This window comes from Pseudomonas sp. 9AZ (assembly GCF_902506525.1).
Classification (GTDB): Bacteria; Pseudomonadota; Gammaproteobacteria; order Pseudomonadales; family Pseudomonadaceae; genus Aquipseudomonas; species Aquipseudomonas peli.
Genome location: NZ_LR733840.1, coordinates 3,716,022 through 3,737,806 on the forward strand (window position 1 = coordinate 3,716,022; position 21,785 = coordinate 3,737,806).

A 21,785-nucleotide genomic window follows, 5' to 3' on the forward strand; every position below is an offset into this window, starting at 1 on the left:
TTCCCCAGTGGAATTGAATTGGGAATGAAAGGCATGCTCAAGTAATAGCTTACTCTCGCACTATCTTTCCACTGCAAGCTAAGTGCAGATCGGTCCTCACCTCGCTGATGGCGGCGTACTTGCCCGAAGTGTCCGTGTTCTTATTAAAGCTACTTGGCATACTGCCAATGCTGCCCCTCAGGAGATCAATACCCTTGATATAAGTATTCATTCTGAAGAAGATTTTATCATCATGGTAGTTGGGCTTACAGTTGGTCCGTATTCCATCCTTTGGATAGAAAACGACGGGCTCGCCGTCCTTGACCATCACAAATATAGTCTCCTCTGGTCTGCGCCCCGAATAGCCGTAATATCCATCTTCTAGCGCTGTCAGTAGGTGGTAAGTGGGTTGGAAACTGGACGTCTCTTCGGCGTGAGCAGATATGTATGGAAATAGGTTAAACAAAAGCAGACTAACTAGGCTCGAAATCTTCAGATGCGCAATCATAAATCAGGTGCTCCTGCAAAACATTTATAGAAACGCCTCATAAGGATAATTGTTCTGTCAACGTTGATTGACATTGATCTCATTAGTTATATTATGCCATAGTTTTTGATCTAGGAAATGCACAATGACAGAATTGCTTTTAAGCAATTGCTTGCTTACGGTTTTAATTTAAATAGGCCTGGCATTAATCAATGCTGTATTTAAGCTCTAAACCTTACAGATAGGTGCGTGACTTCAGTCATTCGCTAACACATTCAACCAGAGCCCGCGCGCATCATCGTCGGTTGCTAGCAGTTGCAGGACAGCCATGCGGTCTTGTTGCGTTAGGGTGCCGTCAATGAAAGCTGCCAGCATATTGTCGTCCACAAGTGTCAACACATAGGATAGTTGATCATCTACATAAAATTGCCCCCGAACGTCGTCGTCGACCTTAGCACCCAGCGCCAAAATGGCTGAGATACGATCCTTAAACTCGTTGATGTTATCAGTCATCTGTGTCTCCTTATGTATTCAGACGTACTGGCCTGTGAAATCAAACCGTCTGAATATCATCGCTAAAAATAGCCTTGAGCTCGTCAAGCGACATCCCCAGCTGTGCAAGGCCTGATTCAATACGCTGATGAATTTTCTTGAGGACACGAGTAGGTTGATGTTCTGCGAGCCCCAGCACTTTGGCGGCATTTGTCAGTTTATAATTTTCCTGGTAGACCAGTGTCAGTAAAAGGCGCTCTTCATGGCTTAGTGCTAGGTGCTGATTAAATATTTGTAATTTTTTTTTAAACAAAGGTAACTGTGAATACCTTGTTATCGATTCCGTGGAATCGGTAACGTCACAATGATTTAACAGAGCCGCCAAAAATAACAGCCAGCTCTGTTGTTGTTGGTTGTCGTTCATTTGTTCCAGCGAACAGGTACTGCCAAACTCATCGACGCTAAATTCATTGTCATCGGTAGCCGGAGCTTGGATTTCGAGAGTAACCTCGCCGCACCAAGGTAATCGTGCCTTAATCGTACGAATGATGTCGCTGATATCTTCCAAGCTGCTGTTGATGGTGCTCATGGCCTGCTTGACGGACTCCGGCATTTGCCGTTCTAGACAGACCATTTTCCAAACAGTGACCCACATTTGCCCCTGATTTTTAAGCCAGACGGGGGGGCGCGGTTTGCCAAATTTTTTATGGGAAAAGTCTTCCAATGCCCTAGAGATGACTACCTTTAAAAATGTTTCCGGTTTAGCACTACCGTTGAACTGGCGGCAGCGGTTCCAGTCGTCATGGGCCAAGTGCTCAATCACATAGGTTCCGGCCTCTTCGGCTAATGCTTGGGTGGGAAAACGACGTGAAGCCATGCGGTCGATATGAGCCATCATAACCGGATCAAATACCAGCTCTGGCCAGTTGATAGGGGAAGTTGTCATAGCTTGAGCAGAACTCCGTTTTAGGCGCAGCGGTTCTAGGAAATAGCTACCAACTGATGCATGAGATCAATATTTCGTTGTTTTCCATCAATTCGACGTTGTTTTTCAGCTTCACAGAAATATTGGTGCCCTTGCAGAAATTTTATTTGAGAAAGCCACCATTGTTTATTATCGCAGTATTGGTTGTGATAGCTCAGCTCTAGACAAAGATCCTTACTTCGCTGTAAAAAATCTTGCCGCCATAGCGAATCGAGGTCAGCATCACAAATAATCTGCTCTAACAGACTAATTGGTCTCTGCGGCAAAGCGGTTACCAGAATCAGCTGGGCGATGGCTTTGATCTGCTCAGAGTTGTAGCCCATCTCCGGTAATACCTGGCTTGCCCACTGGGCTCCTATAATTTCGTTGTTATCGTACTGCTGCAGATAACCCAGATCATGGAAGAGCGCAGCAGTAGCCAGCAAGGTATTCTGCTCTTGTGTCAGTGAGTAATGTTGAGCCAGCCGCAGGCAAGCCGGGAGTACGTCTTTGAGGGTGTGGGCTGCGCTGTGATAGATCATATTGGCCGGTAGTTTTTGCGTTAACTGCCGGGTGACGAAATCAGTTGCGAGAGCCAAATTCATCGGAGCTCTTCTAACAAATGATAAGCTGGAATAATACCGTGGCCCTTGGGCAGAGCAATCTGCCCTGCATAGACAAAACGCACCGAACTTATGCTGTTAGCATAGCAAAGGGCGACAAAGGTCTCAGTGGCAAAAATATGGCCGGGCGGTGTGACGGGTTCAAGGCGTGCAGCACGAATCACGTAGTGTCCGCAAAACTCTGTGGCCCCCACAATATGATCAGGGTAGGCGTAGCAGGGGCCTGCATCCAGAGAAATACGAATTTGTAAGTCAGCTGGTAAACCGACTTTCCCCCACGCCGTTCCAGCCAGTACCGCATTGATACGCAGTGCCACAGCAACAGCTGTCGATAATTGGCTAAATACTAAAAATAAGCCATCACCCTGGGTTCGGCGGCTGAGCACCCCTTCAGGGAACTCATCAAAGACACGTTTGAGTGTATCTAGGTAGACGGTAGAAAAAGTCACCAATTGCTGTTCGTTGAGCTTACTGTAACCCTTGATATCGGCGAACAGCATTGGCAGGTATTGGTAATAATCAACGCCCTGTTGTGGACAGCGAGTTTTCTGCGGTGGCGCACTATTGGCGCAGATCGACGTTGTAAGCAGCGATTGGCAGACACCAGAGCCAGGGTGAATTTGGTCTATATCAAGCCCCATTGCACGCCAGTGGCAAATTGCTGAGTAGGTCCCCCCTAGCCCCCCTTCTGTTAGACCATCCCAAACCGTTAGTGCCCGCAAAGGGTACCGAGTATTGCTCTGCCGCGCCTGGGCCATGCCAGCAATGCAGAGATTGGTAAACGCATATGCAGGGTCACTCACCGCAGGGTTGTATTCAGTGAGTTCGACAACTCGGGTGGCCTGATGCAAGGCATCCACAAAACGCTTGCCCCAACTTTGATCACTCGGATGCCGTACCGAGGTATGGGCAAATGCCGCACGTTCAAAGGGCAATATAATATTCACTTCGCCCCCCCGGGCGAGTACCTGCTCGATAAACAGCAGATCGCTACCATTGGCCGCAGAGCAGTAAGCTATAACATGATGAAACTGTGCCAGCCATTGATCAATTTTTTGGCGAATGATGATTTCGTTTTCTGCAGGAAAACGCGGGTTATCAATATCTAAATCGATATCGATACGGTGGCCGCTGAACACGCACAGCGTTGGTGAAGGCAGTGCTGTTAGGAGATCGGTGATGGCGATATTGGCATGTTGGTTAAGCAGCAAAATTTGCTTGCGCATGCTCATCAGTGCGCGGTGATCATTCTTACATCGCTGAACGGCTTTTGCGTATGCCGCCTGAGCCGCCACGGGCCTGCCACTCAATAATTCTGCTTCACCGATAGTGGCATATAACCAGTACGGCGCGGTATTTGCGCCAATACTGGCCAAGAGTTTATTACACAGGGACAGAACGGCGGATGCTAACTCTTGGGCGCGGTTGACGTCACCGCTGATGCGCGCCACGGTGGCGGCATTAATGCCCGTGTAGTAGGCAAAATCCCAATCCGAACTGGCGAGGGCCTGCTCATAGGCCTGAAAATAGGCTGCGTAAGCTTTCGCTATATAAATTTGGGAATCTTCGCGGCTTACGCTTAGCGCCAGGGCCATTTCCTTATAGGTGCGACCAAGTATGCCGAGCGTCTCTGGAGACAGGTGCTGGCTGCATTGCAGAAGCTGCTGCAGCGCCATGGAAGCTTCTTGAATCGCCCCCGTTTCCGCTAAAGCCAGTGCCTGTTGCTGGCAAAGACGGGTATATATCAATCGCTGATCGTCAGATAAATGCTCCGGGGCGGGCAGGCTTGTGCGCCCGTCACTGAAGACATCGTAAGCTAGTAAAGGCTCGCCACGCTTAAGAAAAAAACTGCCTAACTGGACATAGAGCTGGGGCTCCAACTGCCACAGGCCCGGTTCGCGGTGCTGCCATATTTTTACAAGATCGGCAGTAGTTTGCGTCGGTTGTTGAAGGGTGCTGGCGAGTTGGTTCAGCTGTTGTTGATGTAAATCAGTCAGCGTATGTCGAGATGGCGGCAGCAGGGTATAGCCCAGCTTGATAATAAGTCGCAGGGTTTCCTGGGAGGTGGCCCTGTCGTAGTTTTTTTCAGATTCTGGCAAATCGCTATAGGGCACCAGACAACTGTGCTGGCACAAGCGGTCATTGCGTTCAGGGCCGTAGTGCCAGCCTTCGTCCATACGCTGCTTGGCCCAGATTTCATGGGTGTTTTCGGCGAGCTTTTCCAGCAGTGGCTGCAGTGTTGAGTCCAGTGAAATAGCGCTGGTATCAATGGGAGTAGGCTTATACTGAGGCGGTATATTGCTCATCAGCCGACGGCTCCATCGCGTAACAAGGCAATTTGCCGAGCTGTAACTTTCAGGAGCTCCATTGCCAATGACGGGCGAATCTCCAACAGTTTCAGTAGTGAATCACGGTTGATAACACATAGCGTAGCATCGGTTTTGCAACGGGCTGTCAGCGTCCTCGGCACGTCGCCTAGCAGAGCCAGTTCACCAAAGGCGCCGCCAGGACCGTAGCTATCGACGACCTGTGACTGGCCGCTACGCTGGAGTAAAAACTCAACTTCACCGGCAACGATAATAAAGAACTCATCGCCCGCATCTCCCTGTTCAAAGATGAGGCTGTCGCAGGCGGCTGAGACGGTCGTTGACATCTTCTGCAGCAGGGCAATATCCGTTGGCTGCATACAGGCGAATAAAGGGTTGCGGGCTAGCACGTGCTGAATTTGCTGATGAGTAACGAGTATAGATGTGTCTGTAACCTCGAGGTCGGGCGCAGACATACCTGTAACCTGTAACTCGGTTTTTTCGCCTTTTTCAATTTGCACCAAAGCTTGGAACAGGCCGGGGCTAGCAACCAGTTCTGCATAGGTGCCCTGCTGGACAATGTGCCCACGCTCCAGAACCAGAATTCGGGTGAACTCGGTAATGGTAGCCAGTCGGTGGGATACCATAATCACGGTCTTATCGGCGTAATCAGTGGCAACAATAGCCATAATATCGCCTTGGGATTTTTCATCCAGCGCTGATGTGGCCTCATCCAACAGCAATATAGAGGGTTGCTTGAGCAAAGTGCGGGCAATAGCGATCTTTTGTGCCTGCCCACCAGATAAATTGCGCCCCTCGCTGCCAACCGGTGCCTCCAGCCCTAACAGAATAAGGTCGTCTAGACAGCCTGCAGTAGTCAGTTCGGCAATGATCAGTCGATCAACCTCTGCGTGGGCATTGCGAATGCAGGCATTGACACTGCCGCCCAGCAATACCTGGCGCAGTGATAGATGATGGAAAGCTTCTGGGTGATCAAACTGAACAACCCCTAGCTCTGACAGGCCCGTTGATTGGGTTAGCAGTTCACGTGTGTTGATAAGTGCATCGATAAAAGTCTGTGACTCGGGGTAATTTCTAATATCCTCGTCGGAGGCACACATCAGAGCCATTTCCAGCAGAACTTTCTGTAGAGCAGGTTTCAGCCGGGTGAGATCAGGGCAGCCACTACCGGCTACGGACGCAGACAATTCTTCGGCATTACTGTTAGCCAGTTTGCTGGATTGCAATACATCAAACAGTGCCGGTGACTGGTGTTGAATACGTGCAGCTATGCCTTGATCGTGGGTGAATATCTGCCGGCCAAGCTGCAGCAAATGGATGTAAGCGGGCGTGCCCCGCAATAATAGTAATAGTTGTTCCAGCGGTGTTTTACCCGTCAGGCTGGCAGCGGTGTCGGCCTCTGGCAGACGGCCAAACACAATATTCTCCACCAGGCTACAAGAAGGCAGATAGGCGTTGGCATCAAAGGTTTGCAAAAGCTCGGGGTGTTGCTGGTGGATCGCAGTGGTCAGCTGTGCCTGGATTGAAATACGGTTGTTAATGACATGTAAATGGCTAAGGCTTGCCGGCACGGGAATATCTAACCCTTTGCGGATTAGATCCACCTCAAGCCCGACCTTGCGGACCATTATGAGAATCTCTCGATTGAGGTCCGCAAGGTTATGTACAGCAGGCATACGTGAAATATCCAGCGGTGCAATATCGTCTTCCAGCATCCGTGCTGAAGAACGCCTGAGACCCAACAGCAAATTGTTGCGAATACTAGTGTTAAGCAATACCGGCTTCTGTTGCACATAGCCAATATCGGCGGTGAGTTGGGCAAAATCTATAGCATCGAGTCGCTTCTGATTCAGAGTCAATTGCCCGGCAGTGCGGTTGATTTCTCTCAGTATCAAATTTAGAACCGTAGATTTACCGCAGCCAGAAGGTCCCACCAATGCTACATGTTCGCCGGGCTGTATTGAATGAGTAATACCATTCAAAATCTTTATGCCATCATCGGTTTCAAAGTCTATCTGTTGAAAGTCAACAGTGGGTGCAGATAAATATGCAGGCGTCGATGTTTCTGCACCAGTCAACAACGGCTGTGCCTGTCGAAACTCATTAATGCGACGAAACGCATCCTGCGCCATACGCCAGCTAAATAAATAACCACGTAATTGGCTAACGTAACTGTCGACCATAATGGTTATACCGGCAAAGCCCATGTAATCCTTCCATTCAATACCTGGCACAGTAGTACCGGTTAAAGGAAGCGTCATATCGCCAAGGCACAACCTCGCTCCCACGGCAAGGAGAGTGACCTTAACCAATCCATTGATAATCGGCCCAATTCCTGAAAATAAGGCATCAATCTTGGTGATCTCAATTTCAACTTTGCGCAAATTTTCGAATACTTCAGCCATGCGGCCAATGGCATAGCCAAATGCAAAGTTGTTCCGAAACTCACGCACTGAGCTTACGGTTTCAAGGGAGATGTCAGCTACCGCATCGTCCGCCTCTGACGTTGCTCGGCGAACTTTCTGAATTTTTTTATCAAACAGTAAAAATACCGCTTGTAACGGCGACATTAAAATGACTAGCGCGCCTAAAAACCAATTTCCCTGCTGGCTAAAACCTTCTGGAAGGTAACTGCCAATCAAAGGTGTAGTGCTGTCGAGTCCAGCAAACATGACATAACCGAACAACAGCAACCCCAAAAGAGTAATGGGCAGACCAATTTTCATATCCAGCTTGAGCGCTTCAGTAGAGCGGATGTCATTAACAATACGATTGCTGATTTTAGCTGTCTGATTTTTACGGAAGAACTCAGGTGCAGCCTTTAATACATGCTCAAACAACAAGAGAGATTGATTGCGAACAATGCTCTCCATAGTGACACTCTTAATTATTGAGCGAATCACATCCATCATCGCCATACCAACAAGCGCCAAAAAAAATAACAAAATAACGGGTAAAATACTGGTGTTTTCGCTGCTGGCGCCTGATTGCAGTAATCCCGTCAGGTAGTTCATAACCTGAGACGGAATAAGCCCCAATGGAATTGCCAATAAACCGAGTAGCCAGAGAATAATAATGGGATAGCGAATCATCACGGCGCCTTAATTTTAAATTGAATTGCAGATCTGGTACCGATGTCTACAAGCACATTGTTCCATTGACCCAGCGAGCAGTCGGGCTAGAAACAAAAGCAACGCATTTCGCAATGTCGGCGGAATAACCATAGTGCTTTGGGTCAGGCTGGCCGGTGGTGGTTGATACTGGCGGAGAGATACTGCCTATTCCAACAATCTAGAACTTACTAATCTGGTGAGCCAACACAAGCGCAACCGCACGAGCAGGGTTAGGTTACGCGTGTATTGATGTTCCGACTACGCCCTTGGTTAACCCCTAACAGAGCCAGAGCCTCTCGTTGGGAAGTGTAATTTTTTATGACTGTTGTCGTAGATTGTTTGCGGAGGAAAAATCGACCCACTGGAAGTATCTCGCTGTCCTGTTACATCGTCTTCTTCCTTCAGTACACTTATCGCCGCGGCCAGTTCATCACCCTTAAGGGCATATCCTTGGGTGACATCAACGGGTATTGCATAAACCGCATCGCCATCAGGAATTAAAAACACTTGATTATTCATGCTCACTCCAGTTTAACCTTGATAAAATTAATTTTTGATCGTGATGCTAGATATCTCCATAAACGAACCAGAAATTTACTACTTGTTAAATACTAAAATAACAACCATCAGCTTATTACAACACAGCTACCCTCAGGCTCTCTACCTCAGCGGCGAGACAAGAACAATTAGATAGACTCCTCAGCACGGAATAGCGGGAGCTAATTATTTCAATCGTATGCCCGCTCTCTAACCCACCCGCCATCGGATCGTACATACGCCTCCCCACGACTATTCCAGCGAAGGCTTGACGTGGATGGATCGTTTGCTCTTCGTTGAGCCTCAGCGTCTCTAGAAGCCTTACCGCTAAAAATATCGGATAATATTTGTGCCTGATCACCAAAATTATTTTGCCCTGTGACATCACTACTATCAGCAATCACTCTAACAATATCTTGCAGGAAAAGATTATTTTCATTAATTAACTCAGTCTTGGCTGCAACTAAAGCCTCCCCGTTAAGTTTATATTTTTTTGCCTCTTCCACTGGCACGGCATAAATCGCATCACCATTAGGAATTAAAAAAAACTGATCACTCATAATAAACATCTCGCTAAGTTTGGCTTGAGCGCATTAAAACCCAAGCGATTGCAACGACTTAAGTTTATCAATTTAATAAATTTAATTTTTCAAGACCACCAAGTCTGCCAAGTAAAATCCTAGCAATACCTTAGCTTATTAATATTCAATGAGGCCGTTGCCGAATTGACGCACGCCACTGCTTGGCAACTCATCTCTCCAAGGTGCGCGTTTATATTCGCCACCTTCCAGCTTCCATGCTTCACCATAAGCATTGGTTGTATATCCATTGGAATAACCTTGACCTGTTACGTCACTCTCTTCTTCGAAAATAGCCTGAGCCGCTTTGAGTTGAACGCTATCGATTGGGTGCTGTTCAATAACTTCGACAGGCACTGCGTAGATCTTGTCGCCATTAGCGATAATCACTCTTAATTTAGTCATGGACTTACCTCTTTAGGGAGCTTAAATAATAATTTCATCTATTTTTTATTGACGTCAACCTGACAAAATCTACAAGCAATTTGATGGCTTATTCAGTCTCCTCGAATTTATTGGACGTTCACTCCAAGGCATATCATCCCAAGGCATTTCGCCGCAGCCAGGAGCCCCCGTCATCATGCCCTGACCGGTAACATCATCATCGCTGGCCGTATAGAATGTTGCAGCGGCATCAAAATCGCTGTCAGGCACGCTATAGCCTTTCAAACTTTCGGCAGGAATGGCATAGAGGATGCCCTGCCGGTCACGGACGATAACGGATTTTTTGCTGCTGTTCATGCTTGTTGCCCCGTAATTGCTTGCTGTTAAGTTTATAGACGGACAGAGCTGTAATTTCCAAACTAATTTTTGGCTTGTGCCATGGCCTTCAATATGGCCTTGGCTTCAGGCCCAGTCATCGTTGGGAATTTTTCCAGCAGCAGCGCTACCATGCCCGTGACGTGCGGGGTGGCAAAGCTTGTGCCGGTTTGTATCGCATAGCCCCCGCCGGGAGCGAGGACTTCAATCTCGGTACCGCGAGCATCGTACTCAATCATATTGTTGGCGCGATAACCGAGCTGAAAGCGATCGGTATAGCTTTCACGGTCTACGCTGATCACCGACGAAAACATCGCCGGGCAGCCCAGGTCGCCGACATTGCGCCGAGATGCCACGATAATCGCGCTCTGCAGGTAGGCCTGTTCGGCCAGCTGGAACAGGCCTTGAATCCATTGCTGCTTGGAGGTTGCGAGGCTCATGTTAATAAGGCGGATACCCTGTTGCAGGGCCCATTCTAGGCCGGCAATAAGGATGTCCCCCGTACAGGCGTTATATTGATTTAAAACCTTAATGTTAATGATCTCAACCGCTGGCGCGACTCCGGTCACGCAGCCTGCTACAGCGGTGCCATGACCAAAATTGTCGATTGACTCCTCCACAGGAGTTTCTTCGCACGTTATGGCCCCTTCTGCATTTTTGCCGACCACACAGGTGCGAACCACCCGTTCCTGCAGTGCCGGATGCAAGGCATCAATGCCACTGTCAATAATGGCAACCTGAACGCCTTTCCCAGTGGCGTTGACCTTGAGCCAGTCGAGCGTCAATGCTGGATTAATCATTGGGAATACATTGGTATTGGTCATCTGCCGCCCCTCAAAGCTGACGTTTGGCGACAAGACTGATCAATTGCTGGCACAAAGGCAGCAGATCTGGCTGCTGACTGGATAGCGTGACAACAGAGCGCATTATCTGGGCGATCTGCCGATCCTGCTCAGTGAAACTCAAGATCGGCAGTTCGGTGGAGGTTTGCTGTGGGGCTTGTAGCAATTGATAGAGGCCCGCTTCGCGCTGACGCTGACGCACTACGAGGGCGGCAAGATCAGCAAAGTGGCGGTAAGCATCAATGTCGGCGACGGTAAAGTGCTCACCGTTTTGCTTGTTGACGGCACTGATCGTACCGATAGGGCCATCGTCAACTAATAGCGGAGCAACCAGGACATTGCGGAAGTGGGTGTTGACTTGGTCTTCAATATCCTTGTTTAGCGGCGTCGAGGCTTGAACTTCTCCGGTGGCAAATGCCAGTCCATGTTGGGAGCCTTGCAGCGGCACTTCATAACCGATGATCCCATCGGCACCATCACCAATCGCGGCACGAAACACGAGTTTGTGGCTGCTTGGGTCCAGCAGAGTTAAGCCTGCCCCGCCGCCGCTAACCACATACATGGCGCTTTTCAAAATCATGGAAAGCAAACGGTCTTCGCTGATTGAAGCCCCTAAGCCCAAGTAGGCGCTTAGGGGGCCTAAATCTGGGGCGTTGCTATGCTGCTCAGGTGTAAGCCGTTGAGCAATAGCCTCAAGAGCTCGCCCAGCGGATGATATTTGATCGCTCAAGGTTTTGAGTTGCTCTTGAAGATTCATGGTCTCGTCCTCTGATTAACAATTTTGATCAGCTGATGGTAAGCGACTAAACCGGGGGTCGGCATTCTAATGTTGATCAGATTGGAGAGTAGCTAAAGGCCGTTGTCGTTTCGCGCGAAGCAATTGATATTTAAGCGCAGGTTCGTATTTTTTAAGCCTTGGTAACCCCCTCTGGCCAAACGTCTATACGCAGGCAATCCGCAGCCTCTAGAGCCTGCTTAGGCGCCGGCAGGCACGCTGATGCTATGTAACGCTTAGAGCAGCACCAGCACTTCACCCACTGAGTGAGTGACTGGATCTGAGTTCATCTTGAATAGCTGAGCCTAAGTCCAACCATGACTGACTACCGGCAGCCGGAAGCATGGTCTAGGGCCAGTAAATAGCTTTTCGCTCATACACTACGCCCTCACCATCCGACCATGAGTAGGTGTGTGTAAACCGTGACTTTCGCCCCACATCACACCGGCGGGTGTGGCGCTGAACAACTATGCCTCCCACCTGCAGTTGAGAATCCCCTTGCGGCATTGCGTTCTCTGCAAAGATATCTTCAAGCATTTGCCAGGAAATACGCTGGAGACGAACCCTCCCGGGTTCTCTTATCAAGGCTCGATAATCGGCCTCGTAAACCTCATCAATCCGGCTTATCAACTCTAGGTGCTGCGCCCATGTGCAATTAAGATTCGCGTATGCCAACAAGAACGGGCTGGGGCCCTTCGCATCTGGCGAGTCCCCGAAAAATCCTCGCCAATAGAGTTCCAAGAACAACTTCGCACCCAGCGGGCTGCACCAGCGCTCTAGAACAGCCTCATCTAGCCACTGGCGTGCGATCCACAAACCGTCGAGGTGAACACCAGCTGCATTGCTCTCGGACAGCGCGACGCTCATGGCGTCGGACCAATCACGCATAGCTTGTCGCACTGATCGAGGGAAACAGCCGATGACCTCCCGGCGGTAGAGCCCCCCAGAGATCAGCGCAGGAGAGTAGCTACGAACCTGTTCACGCTCCGTTGGCGCTGGCAATGCTGGTGGCCGCATGAGCGTCATTGACTCCAACTCCGACACCAGCCACAACTAGCGACTGCCCATTGTTCAGCAAGCACACTCATTTAGGGCTCCAGTTCGCAGTTGGATCTATCGTATTTCAGCCGAGGCTGCGGTCCAGCCCAGTCGGGAAAATGCATCACGGTAGGCCGACTGAAATGAGCCTCGCAGCCTTCCGTCCAGGCAATCACAGACTTTTCGACATCAATGAATCGAAGTCGCGCGGCAACTTCCCTATGCTGCCGTGCGAAGTCGACCATGACCTCTAGGTCGGTTAGCTTCTGTGTATCCGGAGCCAGAGCAGCAATCGCCACCATCACCGAAGAGCAGCAAAGCAGCACCATCGGCACAACCCTCACGGCATCTTCCACTCGTGTCCGAACGAATGTATGGCCGGGCCATGATCACGCCAGTTGCCTTGATTATCCGGGGCAAACTCCAAAGCAATACGGGGAGCACAGCAGGTCGGGCCCTCACCCAGTTCGTAGCGTACCAAGCTACGCCAGCCACTACGCCACTTACCGCTTAGGCGAGGCTGGCCAAATGTTTGAATCTGCCCCAATAGCTGATAACCCGCCGAACCGTTCCTTAAGACAAGCAACTCGCAGGCGACGTTACTGCAGCTGTGATTGGGGATCGCAAGCAATTCTGCTGGTCCGTCACCGTCTAAATTCACACTGGCTATCCATGCTCCAGCGGCAGGTGCGCGCACCTGAGCTAGCGCGCTAATGTCCATGGCCAAGGCCTGGGCGAGAAACTCTACCAAGGCAGGTTCTTCACTGAAATACCAGTCCAGGCCCGCAATCTCTGCCTGACCTTCGCGCACCAATGACTCCTCGCGCACATACCCGAGCAAACCGGCATCGCTTTTCACCAACAGCCAGCCGTCTGGCAATGTGGCCGCCGGCGCTGCAAGCAGCTGCACCGGATTATTGAGCAAGGCCAACAGAGGCGAGTCGATGTTCGGACCAAATCTCAGTGCCGTATCCGACCTCACCCACATGTGCTGCAAAGGCGACACTGGCGAGGACTCACCTGCCGGCCAGCGTATTGCTGCCTCAAGCGCCTCGATACTTATCGCGCCTGGCTCGACCCGATAGTTGATCGGTGCAGTAGCGCTGTATTGGGCAATCGGTTCGGCCTGCCCAGTGGAATAGAGCGACAGCGTCTGGTGGATGCGTCCACGACAATCGACTAAAACCAGTGGCCCATTAGCCGCAGGTACAAGAATCAGCTCGCGCTGCATCGGTTTCGTTGCGGCACATTCTTGCAGGTCGTATTCAAGCAAAGGCGTATCGGCCTGGCTGATTAGCTGCAGGCGCACCGGTTCCGTTTCGATATGCAGTTGCCACCGAACCGTTCCGTTCGGAAGTGCGGCCTGCAGATAGTTCTGCTCATCGGCCAGTATTGACTCACAGCATACGAGTAGCACGATCAACATCCATGCGGAGTTGTATTTACTCAACTAAGCCCCCTTGCAAGAGGGATCGATGGTGAAGATATCCAGTCGAACCATGTACGCCAAGCGACTCAAAGAGATCATCGACGGCAGTCCTCCCACAGGCTCGGCAATTCGGCGAACCAGGCGCTGCCCGGCTCCTCCACAATGCGCTGCAATACGACCTTGGCAGTTGGCAAATGTTGAGCCAACACCCTGAAGTAGAGTTTGTCGCCACGCGAGGAACTGTAACCGTGGTCCCCATCGACCCCGGAATAAGGCATGAACTGAACCTCTTCGACGCTATCCGGCCGAGCCTGAATGGACAAAGAGGCAAACTGGCCTTCTCCCTCCTTCGCCAGTACCTCAAGCACATCGCTGCGCCGTACCCGCCACTCGAAGCCCAGAGGCCGCCCGAACGTAAATCGGGCAGCACTCAAGACATCGCGATCGCTGAGGTTAAGTACGTGAATCTGCGGAGACTCATTGACCTGAACTCGCTCAACCTGATTCAAACAGCGGTTGAATATATCCAGCAGCTCACGCAGGGTAGGTCCGACAATAAATGGGATAGCCATTTTCCTCTCCCCTTCACTCATCCAGATACAAGCCGGTCAATAACCAGCCCTCTCGATCACGTTCAGCCACCACTACACGCTCAAAGAGCGGCGGAGCCTGATCGCTGCTGACATATCCACGCACACCCTCCGGCGACTCGACCAAGTACCAGCCATCCAGGCGACTGACAGTGTTTGCCACGTCATCCAACTGACGCAGTGCGAGGTGCTCGACTTGTTCAAGCCGCGGGGCTGCCTGGCTTGGGCCGGCGCGCAGCACAGTTGGGCCAGCCGCAAAGTGCCAGCCAATTGCCAACGCAGGGCGCTCAAGGGCCAGGGCGCTATACCAGGGCCATACCGCGCGCCTTTCAGACACGCCAGTTACCGCCACAGGCTGATTGAGCAATGCATAAACGGCTGGCCAGAACTCCGACTTCATTGACTCAGGCGGTTGCGTCAGTCCCCAGCGCGCAATCAACTGATCACGAGTCAACCAGCCCTGATACGTAGCAATACGCGGTGCGAGAAAGCGATATAGGCCTTTACTGTCATGCCCAAGAAGGGAATGCCGGAGAGCTCCCAGCACCGGCCCCTTTACAGTAGGCTCACTGGAAATACGCTCGACAGCCGGCGCACTGAAGGCAGAGGCCGACTCAGGCCAACGCTGCTCGATCTTGCTCACCTGACCAGGTCCCTCGACCCGATCGGTGACGACCGTCAGGCCATAAGGATCGACACGCAGATCAAGCACAAAATCGGCAAAAAAGGTCGCCACCGGTTGCTCGGCGTCGTCCAGCGGCGAGTAGATATAGAGCACCTGGGAGTGCGCCCCGGTAAAACAGAGGGTACCGAGCAGTGGTTTTTCGGGACTCTGATTGAGCTGAATACTGAAGCTGCCGACCCGCCCGCATTCGGGATCATCAGCATCGTCACAACTCTGGCAGCGCGGCTGCTCATAACGGGCCACTTCCCTCCCCTGAGCATTCTCGACACGAATGGCCGAAGTGGCGTCCTGGTTGGCGACATGGAAGCTATATGCCGTTCCATACAATGGCGTGACACCCTCCGCCACATCCCACTGACAGCAGAAAGCCGCCACCCACAGCAGGCTTACCCATATCCGCACGGCACGCATCAGTGCGGCACCTGCACTGGGAAGTTAGCGACAATGCGATCCAGGCTTACGCGGGAGTTATTACGAAAACGCAGTTGGAAATGCTCGAAATCTGCCCGTAGATAACGCCCCAATGCATGGGGTTCACCAGTGTAGTCTGGCCGTAACAATTGGCCGCGCAATGTAGGAAAACTGGCTTGAGCAAGCCTGACCGGACGAGGGTTGTAGATAACCGTGCGAACACTACCATGCTGCATCCGCACACTCAGGTCGTAGCGCATTCCCGAGATAGAGAAGTAGCGCCAATCACCATCCTGACGGGCAGGCTTGCCAAATAGTCGTTCAAGTTCAGACCCTGAAATCGGCGAACAAAGCACTGTTCGCTCTGGCGCATGAATTTCCTCAGGAAGGCCGCAGGCAAAACCACTGCCCACCCAGCCAGCCAGCAATACCGCGGCACTGGCTCTTGCTAAACGCCCTAGCGGTAAGGCAGAGCATCGTCCTTTAATTTCAAGATAGGGATATTGCATAGCCCACCTCTGCCTCGCACCAACGGGTCGCCTCTGCTCAGGGAGGCTGGAGGAATAATAGGTGCTCTAAGGCAAATAGTAACTAGCCGACAAAGCACCACCGATAGTTCAAATTGGTTATAAGATCTTCCTAAAAACGCAGGTCACTGTACTTACATTTATCCGAGCACTTAATCAGCGCAGTCATGTGCAGGCGCACTTACGAATGCCGGCGAAGAACGCTACAAAGTTGACAGCGCCGCCCGCCCTCTCGAACCAGTAGATAATACGCAAATATTTGCTGGCAACTAGAAGATTAGGTGCGCCTGCAATTCATAGAGTAGTTGCTGCTGGGTTGCAGCAGCAAAATATAAGCCCGATAGAAATTGCAGTCAGTCGGATACGCAGACTACCTCATAGCCCCGATGATATCGACTTTATTTCACCCATCGACAGCCACCAGGTCCCTGATACTTACCTCCATGATAGGCACTATTGTGCTCATGCAGGGCAGCAAGACAGCTTTTTGCTGAATAGTAAGTATCTTGCATAGTGTGATTCTTGTTACAGTGAAATATATAATATCCACCCGCATAAGCACTAGCCGCTCCAAATACAATTAAGGTAGCTGCAGCGAAAAAAATTTGGCACTTTCTCATGCTTCATTCCTCGTGAATTACTGGCAAACCTGTTAGACACTCACGACAATATCTACTGAAACACATAAAACAGAAAAAACAACCAAATTTAAAAGTTTAAGCTTGAAATGACTCATAGCTGCTGTTCTCCTACATGGCGGAATATCAAGTTGACATGCAGGCAGACTAGCGCCAAAGAACACACGATCCTATAGCTCAATTGGACTAACCCCAGCAGGGAAAATGGCCAGTCATAATGGCCACTACCGGCTAACAAATCAGTTGAGCACCCGACAGATGGCCTCATGTAGCCGACCCGCATCCACCGGCTTGTGTAGCAACAGCGCGCCCGTATCCTGCGCATCGCGCAGGCGATCCGGGGCGGTATCGCCGGTGATGATAAAGGTGGGCGGCAGTGTGTCGAAACGCTCGCAAATGGCTGCCATCACATCGGCGCCGGTTTGCGCTTCACGCAGTCGGTAATCGACTATCAGCAGCTGCGGCGGTTCTTCACAGACCTGCAGCGCACGGGCTGCCGAATCGGCGACATGGCAATGGCAACCCCAGGAAGTCAAAAGCTCGCCCATTGCTGCGCGCACTGCCTCGTCATCATCGACCACCAGCACCGAGAGACCCGCGAAGTTCTGCTGGCTCTCCGCTGGTGCAGGCATGTCGTAAACCACACCGCCGGTGGCCGCAGGAAGGATTAGGCGAAAAACCGAGCCTCGGCCAGGGACCGACATCAACTCAAGGGTGATTCCCAGCGTGCTACACAGCCCTTGCACGATGGCCAGGCCCAGACCAAGGCCCTTACGGCGGTCACGTTCAGGATTGCCCAGCTGGAAGAACTCCTGAAACACCGCCTGCTGATTGTCCGGGGCAATACCGATACCGGTATCCCAGACCTCTATGTGGGCGAAGTTTCCACGCCTACGGCAGCCAACCAGGACGCCCCCACGCTCGGTATAGCGCAGGGCGTTGCTGATCAGATTGCGCAGGATCAGCTCGACCAATGCCGGGTCGGAAAATGCGGCCAGAGACGTATCCCGGCTGCGATACACCAGGCCCCGGGCATCCGCCTGCGGACCAAACTCCTTCTCTAGTTTGCCGAGCAGTGTCTGAAGCCGAAACCCACAGGGCTGTGGTTCGATAACTCCCGCCTCCAGACGTGAATAATCCAGCAGGGTGTTGAGCATATGGCGGGCCGAGCCCGAGACCGTAACAGCGCTGTCCAACATCTCCCGCTGTCGCGCGTTGATGTCGCTGCGCCCCAGCGCTTCCAGAAACAGCCCCAAAGCATGCAACGGCTGGCGTAGATCATGGCTGGCCGCAGCCAGAAAGCTGGATTTTGCTCGATTGGCGGCCACCGCTTCGGCACGCGCCTGCTCACGCTGCTCGGACTCATCACGTAGCTGCTCGACCAGCTCCAGGTTGATGAACTGCAGTTGCAGACTGTGCTGCGCAGCCTGTTGCGCGCCGGAAGCAAACATCGTCATACACAACAGATAGATGGCGCACGGCGCAGCCAACCCCAACAACAGAGGGTCGGCACTGGCTAAGCAGGCCAGCATCAACGGGGCCACAGCCGGATAGATATAGGCACAGAACAACGGCATGCTCGACGCATTGATGGCGAAGGTTCCGGCCGCGTGGGTAATGATCATCACCATGATCAGCAACAGGGGGATTGGGGACGCAGCATCCATGATCAGCAGAGGGAGTCCCCCCCACACAGTCCCGGCACTCGCAAAAACCGCCAGCAACAGGCGAAAGCGCTGAGCCGCGCTCATCGTTCGATACATCAGCCGACGTAGCAGTCCATAGGTGACGATATTGAGCAACCAGCTACAGGCCAACCAGTAGAACCCCACGGCATCATCGAACAGCCAGTACAGGGTCAGCGCGCAAAATAGGCCCAGCATACTGGCTCCCATAATGCCGATACCGAGCAGATGCTGGGTAATGAGCTTGGCCTGCTCATTGAAAAGACGCTCTTCTGGAAGACGCCAAGGTGCCAATACGCGCCCCACTATTCCGCCAAATTCGGCCATAAGATCCCCCGAGTACTGCTTAAATGGCACGCTTCCCAAGCAGAAGGAAGCCGCATATTTACGGCGGACTATATAGTGCCACCTGGCCATCACCCAAGGGCTAAGGGGAGACTTCGTTCTGGATGGCCTGACGCATCACCTCATGCAGTCTGTGCACATCGACGGGCTTGTGTACCAGGATGGCGCCAGTGGCTTGGGCCTCACGCAACCTGTCTGGGGCCGTATCACCGGTAATAATCAGGGTGGGTGGTAGGCTGCCAAAGCGGTTGCGCAGCGCCGCCATGACATCCCCCCCTGTCTGCTGGTCGCGCAGCCGGTAGTCAAGCAACAGCAACTGGGGTAGTTGTCCGCATACCGCAAGGGCCTGCTCAACAGACTCCGCTACCAGGCACACACAGCCCCAGGAGCCGAGCAACTCGGCCATGGCCTGGCGCACTGCCTCATCATCATCCACCACCAGCACGTGCAAGTTCTTGAAGCTATGCAGCGGCACTGGCCTGGCCATGGGCTCGACCACTATGCCCCCGGTTGCGGCCGGTACAATCAGGCGAAACATGGTTCCTCGCCCCGGTCGTGAAAACAACTCAAGCTGCATACCCATGGCCGCGCACAGACCCTTGACGATTGCCAGGCCCAGCCCCAGGCCCTTGCGCCGATCACGCTCCGGGTTGCCAACCTGATAGAACTCATGAAATACCGCGGCTTGCTCGCCAGGCTCGATACCGACACCACTGTCCCAGACCTCCAGGAACAGCGCATTGGCGCGTCGCCTGCAACCGATCAACAGACCGCCCTGATCGGTATAGCGAATCGCATTACTGATCAGATTGCGCAGGATCAGCTCGACCAGGGCGGGGTCGGCATGAGCCGCCAGGGAGGTGTCACGACAGCGGTAAACCAATTGCTTTCTGTCTGCCTGCGGCCCCATCTCCTTCTCCAGCTTGCTGAATAGCGTCTGCACTCTGAAGTTACAGGCCCTGGGCTCAATAACACCGGCCTCCAGCCGGGAATAGTCCAGTAAGGTATTGAGCATATGCCGCGCCGAAGACGATACCGCCACGGCATTTTCCAGTATTTCCCGCTGCCGTCCTTCCAGAGCGGTTCGCGATAAGGCTTCTAGGAATAAGCCCAAGGCATGCAGGGGCTGGCGCAAATCATGGCTGGCTGCCGCCAGAAAGCGCGATTTGTCCCTATTGGCCTGTTCGGCCTCTTGGCGGGCGAGGCGCAGCGCTTCCGACTCGGCGCGCAACTGGCTGACCAGCTCAAGATTCTCGAAACCCAACTCAATGCTGCGCACCGAATTGCGCTGGGATTGCAGCGCAAAAAGCAGCATGCAGAGGATAAAGATACTCATGACCAAGCCGGTGACCAGCAGGACTCCCTCGCCCGACATCAGCGCAGCCAGCGTAAGGGGTAGGGTTGCAGGCAGCAGAAAGCCAGTGAACAGCGGGACGATGGCCGATGCGGCGGCGTAGGATGCCGCGCAGTGCACGGCAATAACAGTGGTCACGAATAGCACGGCCATGACCTGGCCATCCTGCAAAGCGAGCAGCGGCAATATTCCCCAGCCGACGCCGGCACTGGTAAAGATCGCCAGTTGCAGCCAGAAGCGCCCCCAAGTCCCTAATCCGAAACGTGGTGTATAGACGATGGCCAGAAAGGCCAGGCCGTTCAAACAGACAATACCGGCCAACCACCAGAGTGCCGCCTTCAGGTCGAATAGCAGGTACAGCGACAAGCCGGCCAGAACGGCCGCCAGGTTCGAGCCGAACTCACCGCCGTTGCGCTGATCAACAAAAATAGGGGTCAACTGCTGTTCCAGCACCGACTCCTGCGGCAGTAGCCGGCCCCGCAGCATCAGCGCACTATGCCTTGCTGACGCGCAGCAACAGCCGCCTCAGTTCGACTGCTCACCCCAAGACTGGCGAGAATTGCAGACACATGGACTCGCACGGTGTTCTCCGCCATATCGAGTTCCCGAGCTATCGCCTTGTTGGACTTGCCCTCGCAGAGCAGACCGAGCACTTCGGTTTGCCGGCTGGTCAGCGACAGCGCCGGCTGCCCGAGCACCGAAGCCGAAGACTCGTCCCAACTCTGTTCCCCGCTCAGCAGCCTATCAATCGCAGCGGCGATCTGCTCGGCATCGGCCGCCTTGCTGAGAAAGCCATCGGCGCCCTTGTCCCGCGCCTGAGTACGCCAGTTGAAATCATCGTTACCGGACAGCACCAGCACGCGAGCCTTAGGAAATTGCTTGCGCAACAAGCAGATGCCTTCCAGTCCGTTCAAGCCAGGCAAGCAGACGTCCAGCATAATCAGCGCCACATCGTCCCTCTCGATACGGCGCGCCTCGGCGATGGAGCCGGCCTCCAACAACTCGTCCAGTAGCGGATGCGAAGCCAGCAGCATGGCCAACCCTGCCCTGAACAGGGTGTGATCATCAATCAACAACACAGAGTTGCTGGTCATCGTTTCTCCACGCCACATCTTATTCATCGGGCAACAGCAAGCCCTTATGTTGCTCGAACTCGCCCTGCAGATACGCCTGGCACCCGTAGCCGCCCTTAATCGACTTGGCCGGGACAAAGCGCGTGTTGCCGCCCACCAGTTCAAGCTTTCCGCCATTAAGGCGCATCGTGGCAGGCTTTTTCCAATATTGTCCGTCACGATGGTAACCGGTGACCACTACTTGATCGCCCTGCGTCTGCCACTTACCGAAGCTGACCACGTTATCGCCGACCTTGTTACAACCGGACAGATTGGGCAGATAGGAACGATAAAACTGGGTCCAGTAGCCATCGGCATGAAACTTCATATCGACATAGATAAAGCCTGTTTCACCATTCTCCGAGATGTCGCGGGCAGCATGCCAATAACCGGCACCCAAACGCTCCTCCATTGCACCGGCCAGCGCCTGACTGGCGTGCGCCCCCCAGATCAGAGCCAGGATAGCCATGGCGGTATTGGCTTTTCTTCCCATGC

The 21,785-nt window shown here is 52.6% G+C and carries 20 protein-coding genes; all 20 read right to left on the reverse strand.

The genetic code is table 11. The features are described 5' to 3' along the window. Nucleotides 1–49: 49 nt before the first annotated feature. Nucleotides 50–487, reverse strand: coding sequence for a hypothetical protein (locus ALTER154_RS17300; RefSeq protein ID WP_160088865.1), 438 nt, complete (start codon nucleotides 485–487; stop codon nucleotides 50–52). A gap of 234 nt (nucleotides 488–721) precedes the next feature. Next, nucleotides 722–979 carry a hypothetical protein gene (locus tag ALTER154_RS17305; protein WP_160088867.1) on the reverse strand — a complete coding sequence of 86 codons (258 nt, stop codon included), beginning with the start codon at nucleotides 977–979 and terminating at the stop codon, nucleotides 722–724. Nucleotides 980–1,019: 40 nt separating this feature from the next. After that, nucleotides 1,020–1,904 (reverse strand): hypothetical protein, encoded by an 885-nt coding sequence (locus ALTER154_RS17310; RefSeq protein ID WP_160088869.1) that lies wholly within the window; start codon nucleotides 1,902–1,904, stop codon nucleotides 1,020–1,022. A gap of 35 nt (nucleotides 1,905–1,939) precedes the next feature. After that, nucleotides 1,940–2,527, reverse strand: coding sequence for an HD domain-containing protein (locus ALTER154_RS17315; protein ID WP_160088871.1), 588 nt, complete (start codon nucleotides 2,525–2,527; stop codon nucleotides 1,940–1,942). Further along, on the reverse strand, nucleotides 2,524–4,851 hold the full coding sequence (locus tag ALTER154_RS17320) for a TRAFs-binding domain-containing protein (RefSeq protein ID WP_160088873.1): 2,328 nt from the start codon (nucleotides 4,849–4,851) through the stop codon (nucleotides 2,524–2,526). The genes ALTER154_RS17315 and ALTER154_RS17320 overlap by 4 nt, the downstream gene beginning before the upstream one ends. Then, nucleotides 4,851–7,964: an ATP-binding cassette domain-containing protein gene (locus ALTER154_RS17325; protein ID WP_160088875.1), complete on the reverse strand. Its 3,114-nt coding sequence runs from the start codon at nucleotides 7,962–7,964 to the stop codon at nucleotides 4,851–4,853. The genes ALTER154_RS17320 and ALTER154_RS17325 overlap by 1 nt, the downstream gene beginning before the upstream one ends. A gap of 291 nt (nucleotides 7,965–8,255) precedes the next feature. Further along, entirely contained in the window at nucleotides 8,256–8,504 is a 249-nt protein-coding gene (locus ALTER154_RS17330; protein WP_160088877.1) for a hypothetical protein, read from the reverse strand. A gap of 209 nt (nucleotides 8,505–8,713) precedes the next feature. Beyond that, nucleotides 8,714–9,082, reverse strand: coding sequence for a hypothetical protein (locus ALTER154_RS17335; RefSeq protein ID WP_160088879.1), 369 nt, complete (start codon nucleotides 9,080–9,082; stop codon nucleotides 8,714–8,716). A 138-nt stretch (nucleotides 9,083–9,220) separates the two neighbouring features. Further along, nucleotides 9,221–9,505 (reverse strand): hypothetical protein, encoded by a 285-nt coding sequence (locus ALTER154_RS17340; protein ID WP_160088881.1) that lies wholly within the window; start codon nucleotides 9,503–9,505, stop codon nucleotides 9,221–9,223. A 69-nt stretch (nucleotides 9,506–9,574) separates the two neighbouring features. Next, nucleotides 9,575–9,841, reverse strand: coding sequence for a hypothetical protein (locus ALTER154_RS17345; RefSeq protein WP_160088883.1), 267 nt, complete (start codon nucleotides 9,839–9,841; stop codon nucleotides 9,575–9,577). A gap of 62 nt (nucleotides 9,842–9,903) precedes the next feature. Next, on the reverse strand, nucleotides 9,904–10,683 hold the full coding sequence (locus tag ALTER154_RS17350; RefSeq protein WP_160088885.1) for a S8 family serine peptidase: 780 nt from the start codon (nucleotides 10,681–10,683) through the stop codon (nucleotides 9,904–9,906). 10 nt (nucleotides 10,684–10,693) lie between these two features. Beyond that, a complete protein-coding gene (locus ALTER154_RS17355) occupies nucleotides 10,694–11,458 on the reverse strand; it encodes a GAF domain-containing protein (RefSeq protein ID WP_160088887.1) in 765 nt (254 codons plus the stop codon). 1,396 nt (nucleotides 11,459–12,854) lie between these two features. Then, nucleotides 12,855–13,964 carry a hypothetical protein gene (locus ALTER154_RS17360; protein WP_160088889.1) on the reverse strand — a complete coding sequence of 370 codons (1,110 nt, stop codon included), beginning with the start codon at nucleotides 13,962–13,964 and terminating at the stop codon, nucleotides 12,855–12,857. A gap of 74 nt (nucleotides 13,965–14,038) precedes the next feature. Then, nucleotides 14,039–14,515, reverse strand: coding sequence for a hypothetical protein (locus ALTER154_RS17365; protein WP_160088906.1), 477 nt, complete (start codon nucleotides 14,513–14,515; stop codon nucleotides 14,039–14,041). Nucleotides 14,516–14,528: 13 nt separating this feature from the next. After that, nucleotides 14,529–15,629, reverse strand: coding sequence for an SH3 domain-containing protein (locus ALTER154_RS17370; RefSeq protein ID WP_160088908.1), 1,101 nt, complete (start codon nucleotides 15,627–15,629; stop codon nucleotides 14,529–14,531). After that, a complete protein-coding gene (locus ALTER154_RS17375; RefSeq protein WP_160088910.1) occupies nucleotides 15,629–16,138 on the reverse strand; it encodes a hypothetical protein in 510 nt (169 codons plus the stop codon). Before ALTER154_RS17375 ends, ALTER154_RS17370 begins: the two co-directional genes overlap by 1 nt. An 895-nt stretch (nucleotides 16,139–17,033) precedes the next feature. Next, a complete protein-coding gene (locus tag ALTER154_RS17380) occupies nucleotides 17,034–18,806 on the reverse strand; it encodes a hybrid sensor histidine kinase/response regulator (protein ID WP_160088912.1) in 1,773 nt (590 codons plus the stop codon). A 100-nt stretch (nucleotides 18,807–18,906) separates the two neighbouring features. Beyond that, complete coding sequence (locus ALTER154_RS17385; RefSeq protein WP_160088914.1) at nucleotides 18,907–20,664, reverse strand: hybrid sensor histidine kinase/response regulator; 1,758 nt, start codon at nucleotides 20,662–20,664, stop codon at nucleotides 18,907–18,909. Beyond that, complete coding sequence (locus tag ALTER154_RS17390) at nucleotides 20,664–21,272, reverse strand: response regulator transcription factor (RefSeq protein ID WP_160088916.1); 609 nt, start codon at nucleotides 21,270–21,272, stop codon at nucleotides 20,664–20,666. The genes ALTER154_RS17385 and ALTER154_RS17390 overlap by 1 nt, the downstream gene beginning before the upstream one ends. Before the next feature lie 19 nt (nucleotides 21,273–21,291). Further along, the gene (locus ALTER154_RS17395; RefSeq protein ID WP_160088918.1) at nucleotides 21,292–21,783 is read right to left on the reverse strand and encodes a hypothetical protein; all 492 of its coding nucleotides are present in this window, start codon (nucleotides 21,781–21,783) and stop codon (nucleotides 21,292–21,294) included. Nucleotides 21,784–21,785 lie beyond the last annotated feature (2 nt).

Coding starts and splice junctions, on each gene's coding strand:
- ALTER154_RS17365 (WP_160088906.1), bottom strand. CDS start 14,515: ATGGCTATCCCATTTATTGTCGGACCTACCCTGCGTGAGCTGCTGGAT.
- ALTER154_RS17325 (WP_160088875.1), bottom strand. CDS start 7,964: ATGATTCGCTATCCCATTATTATTCTCTGGCTACTCGGTTTATTGGCA.
- ALTER154_RS17380 (WP_160088912.1), bottom strand. CDS start 18,806: ATGGCCGAATTTGGCGGAATAGTGGGGCGCGTATTGGCACCTTGGCGT.
- ALTER154_RS17335 (WP_160088879.1), bottom strand. CDS start 9,082: ATGAGTGATCAGTTTTTTTTAATTCCTAATGGTGATGCGATTTATGCC.
- ALTER154_RS17370 (WP_160088908.1), bottom strand. CDS start 15,629: ATGCGTGCCGTGCGGATATGGGTAAGCCTGCTGTGGGTGGCGGCTTTC.
- ALTER154_RS17350 (WP_160088885.1), bottom strand. CDS start 10,683: ATGACCAATACCAATGTATTCCCAATGATTAATCCAGCATTGACGCTC.
- ALTER154_RS17315 (WP_160088871.1), bottom strand. CDS start 2,527: ATGAATTTGGCTCTCGCAACTGATTTCGTCACCCGGCAGTTAACGCAA.
- ALTER154_RS17320 (WP_160088873.1), bottom strand. CDS start 4,851: ATGAGCAATATACCGCCTCAGTATAAGCCTACTCCCATTGATACCAGC.
- ALTER154_RS17330 (WP_160088877.1), bottom strand. CDS start 8,504: ATGAATAATCAAGTGTTTTTAATTCCTGATGGCGATGCGGTTTATGCA.
- ALTER154_RS17375 (WP_160088910.1), bottom strand. CDS start 16,138: ATGCAATATCCCTATCTTGAAATTAAAGGACGATGCTCTGCCTTACCG.
- ALTER154_RS17355 (WP_160088887.1), bottom strand. CDS start 11,458: ATGAATCTTCAAGAGCAACTCAAAACCTTGAGCGATCAAATATCATCC.
- ALTER154_RS17385 (WP_160088914.1), bottom strand. CDS start 20,664: ATGCTGCGGGGCCGGCTACTGCCGCAGGAGTCGGTGCTGGAACAGCAG.
- ALTER154_RS17340 (WP_160088881.1), bottom strand. CDS start 9,505: ATGACTAAATTAAGAGTGATTATCGCTAATGGCGACAAGATCTACGCA.
- ALTER154_RS17310 (WP_160088869.1), bottom strand. CDS start 1,904: ATGACAACTTCCCCTATCAACTGGCCAGAGCTGGTATTTGATCCGGTT.
- ALTER154_RS17390 (WP_160088916.1), bottom strand. CDS start 21,272: ATGACCAGCAACTCTGTGTTGTTGATTGATGATCACACCCTGTTCAGG.
- ALTER154_RS17395 (WP_160088918.1), bottom strand. CDS start 21,783: ATGGGAAGAAAAGCCAATACCGCCATGGCTATCCTGGCTCTGATCTGG.
- ALTER154_RS17345 (WP_160088883.1), bottom strand. CDS start 9,841: ATGAACAGCAGCAAAAAATCCGTTATCGTCCGTGACCGGCAGGGCATC.
- ALTER154_RS17305 (WP_160088867.1), bottom strand. CDS start 979: ATGACTGATAACATCAACGAGTTTAAGGATCGTATCTCAGCCATTTTG.
- ALTER154_RS17300 (WP_160088865.1), bottom strand. CDS start 487: ATGATTGCGCATCTGAAGATTTCGAGCCTAGTTAGTCTGCTTTTGTTT.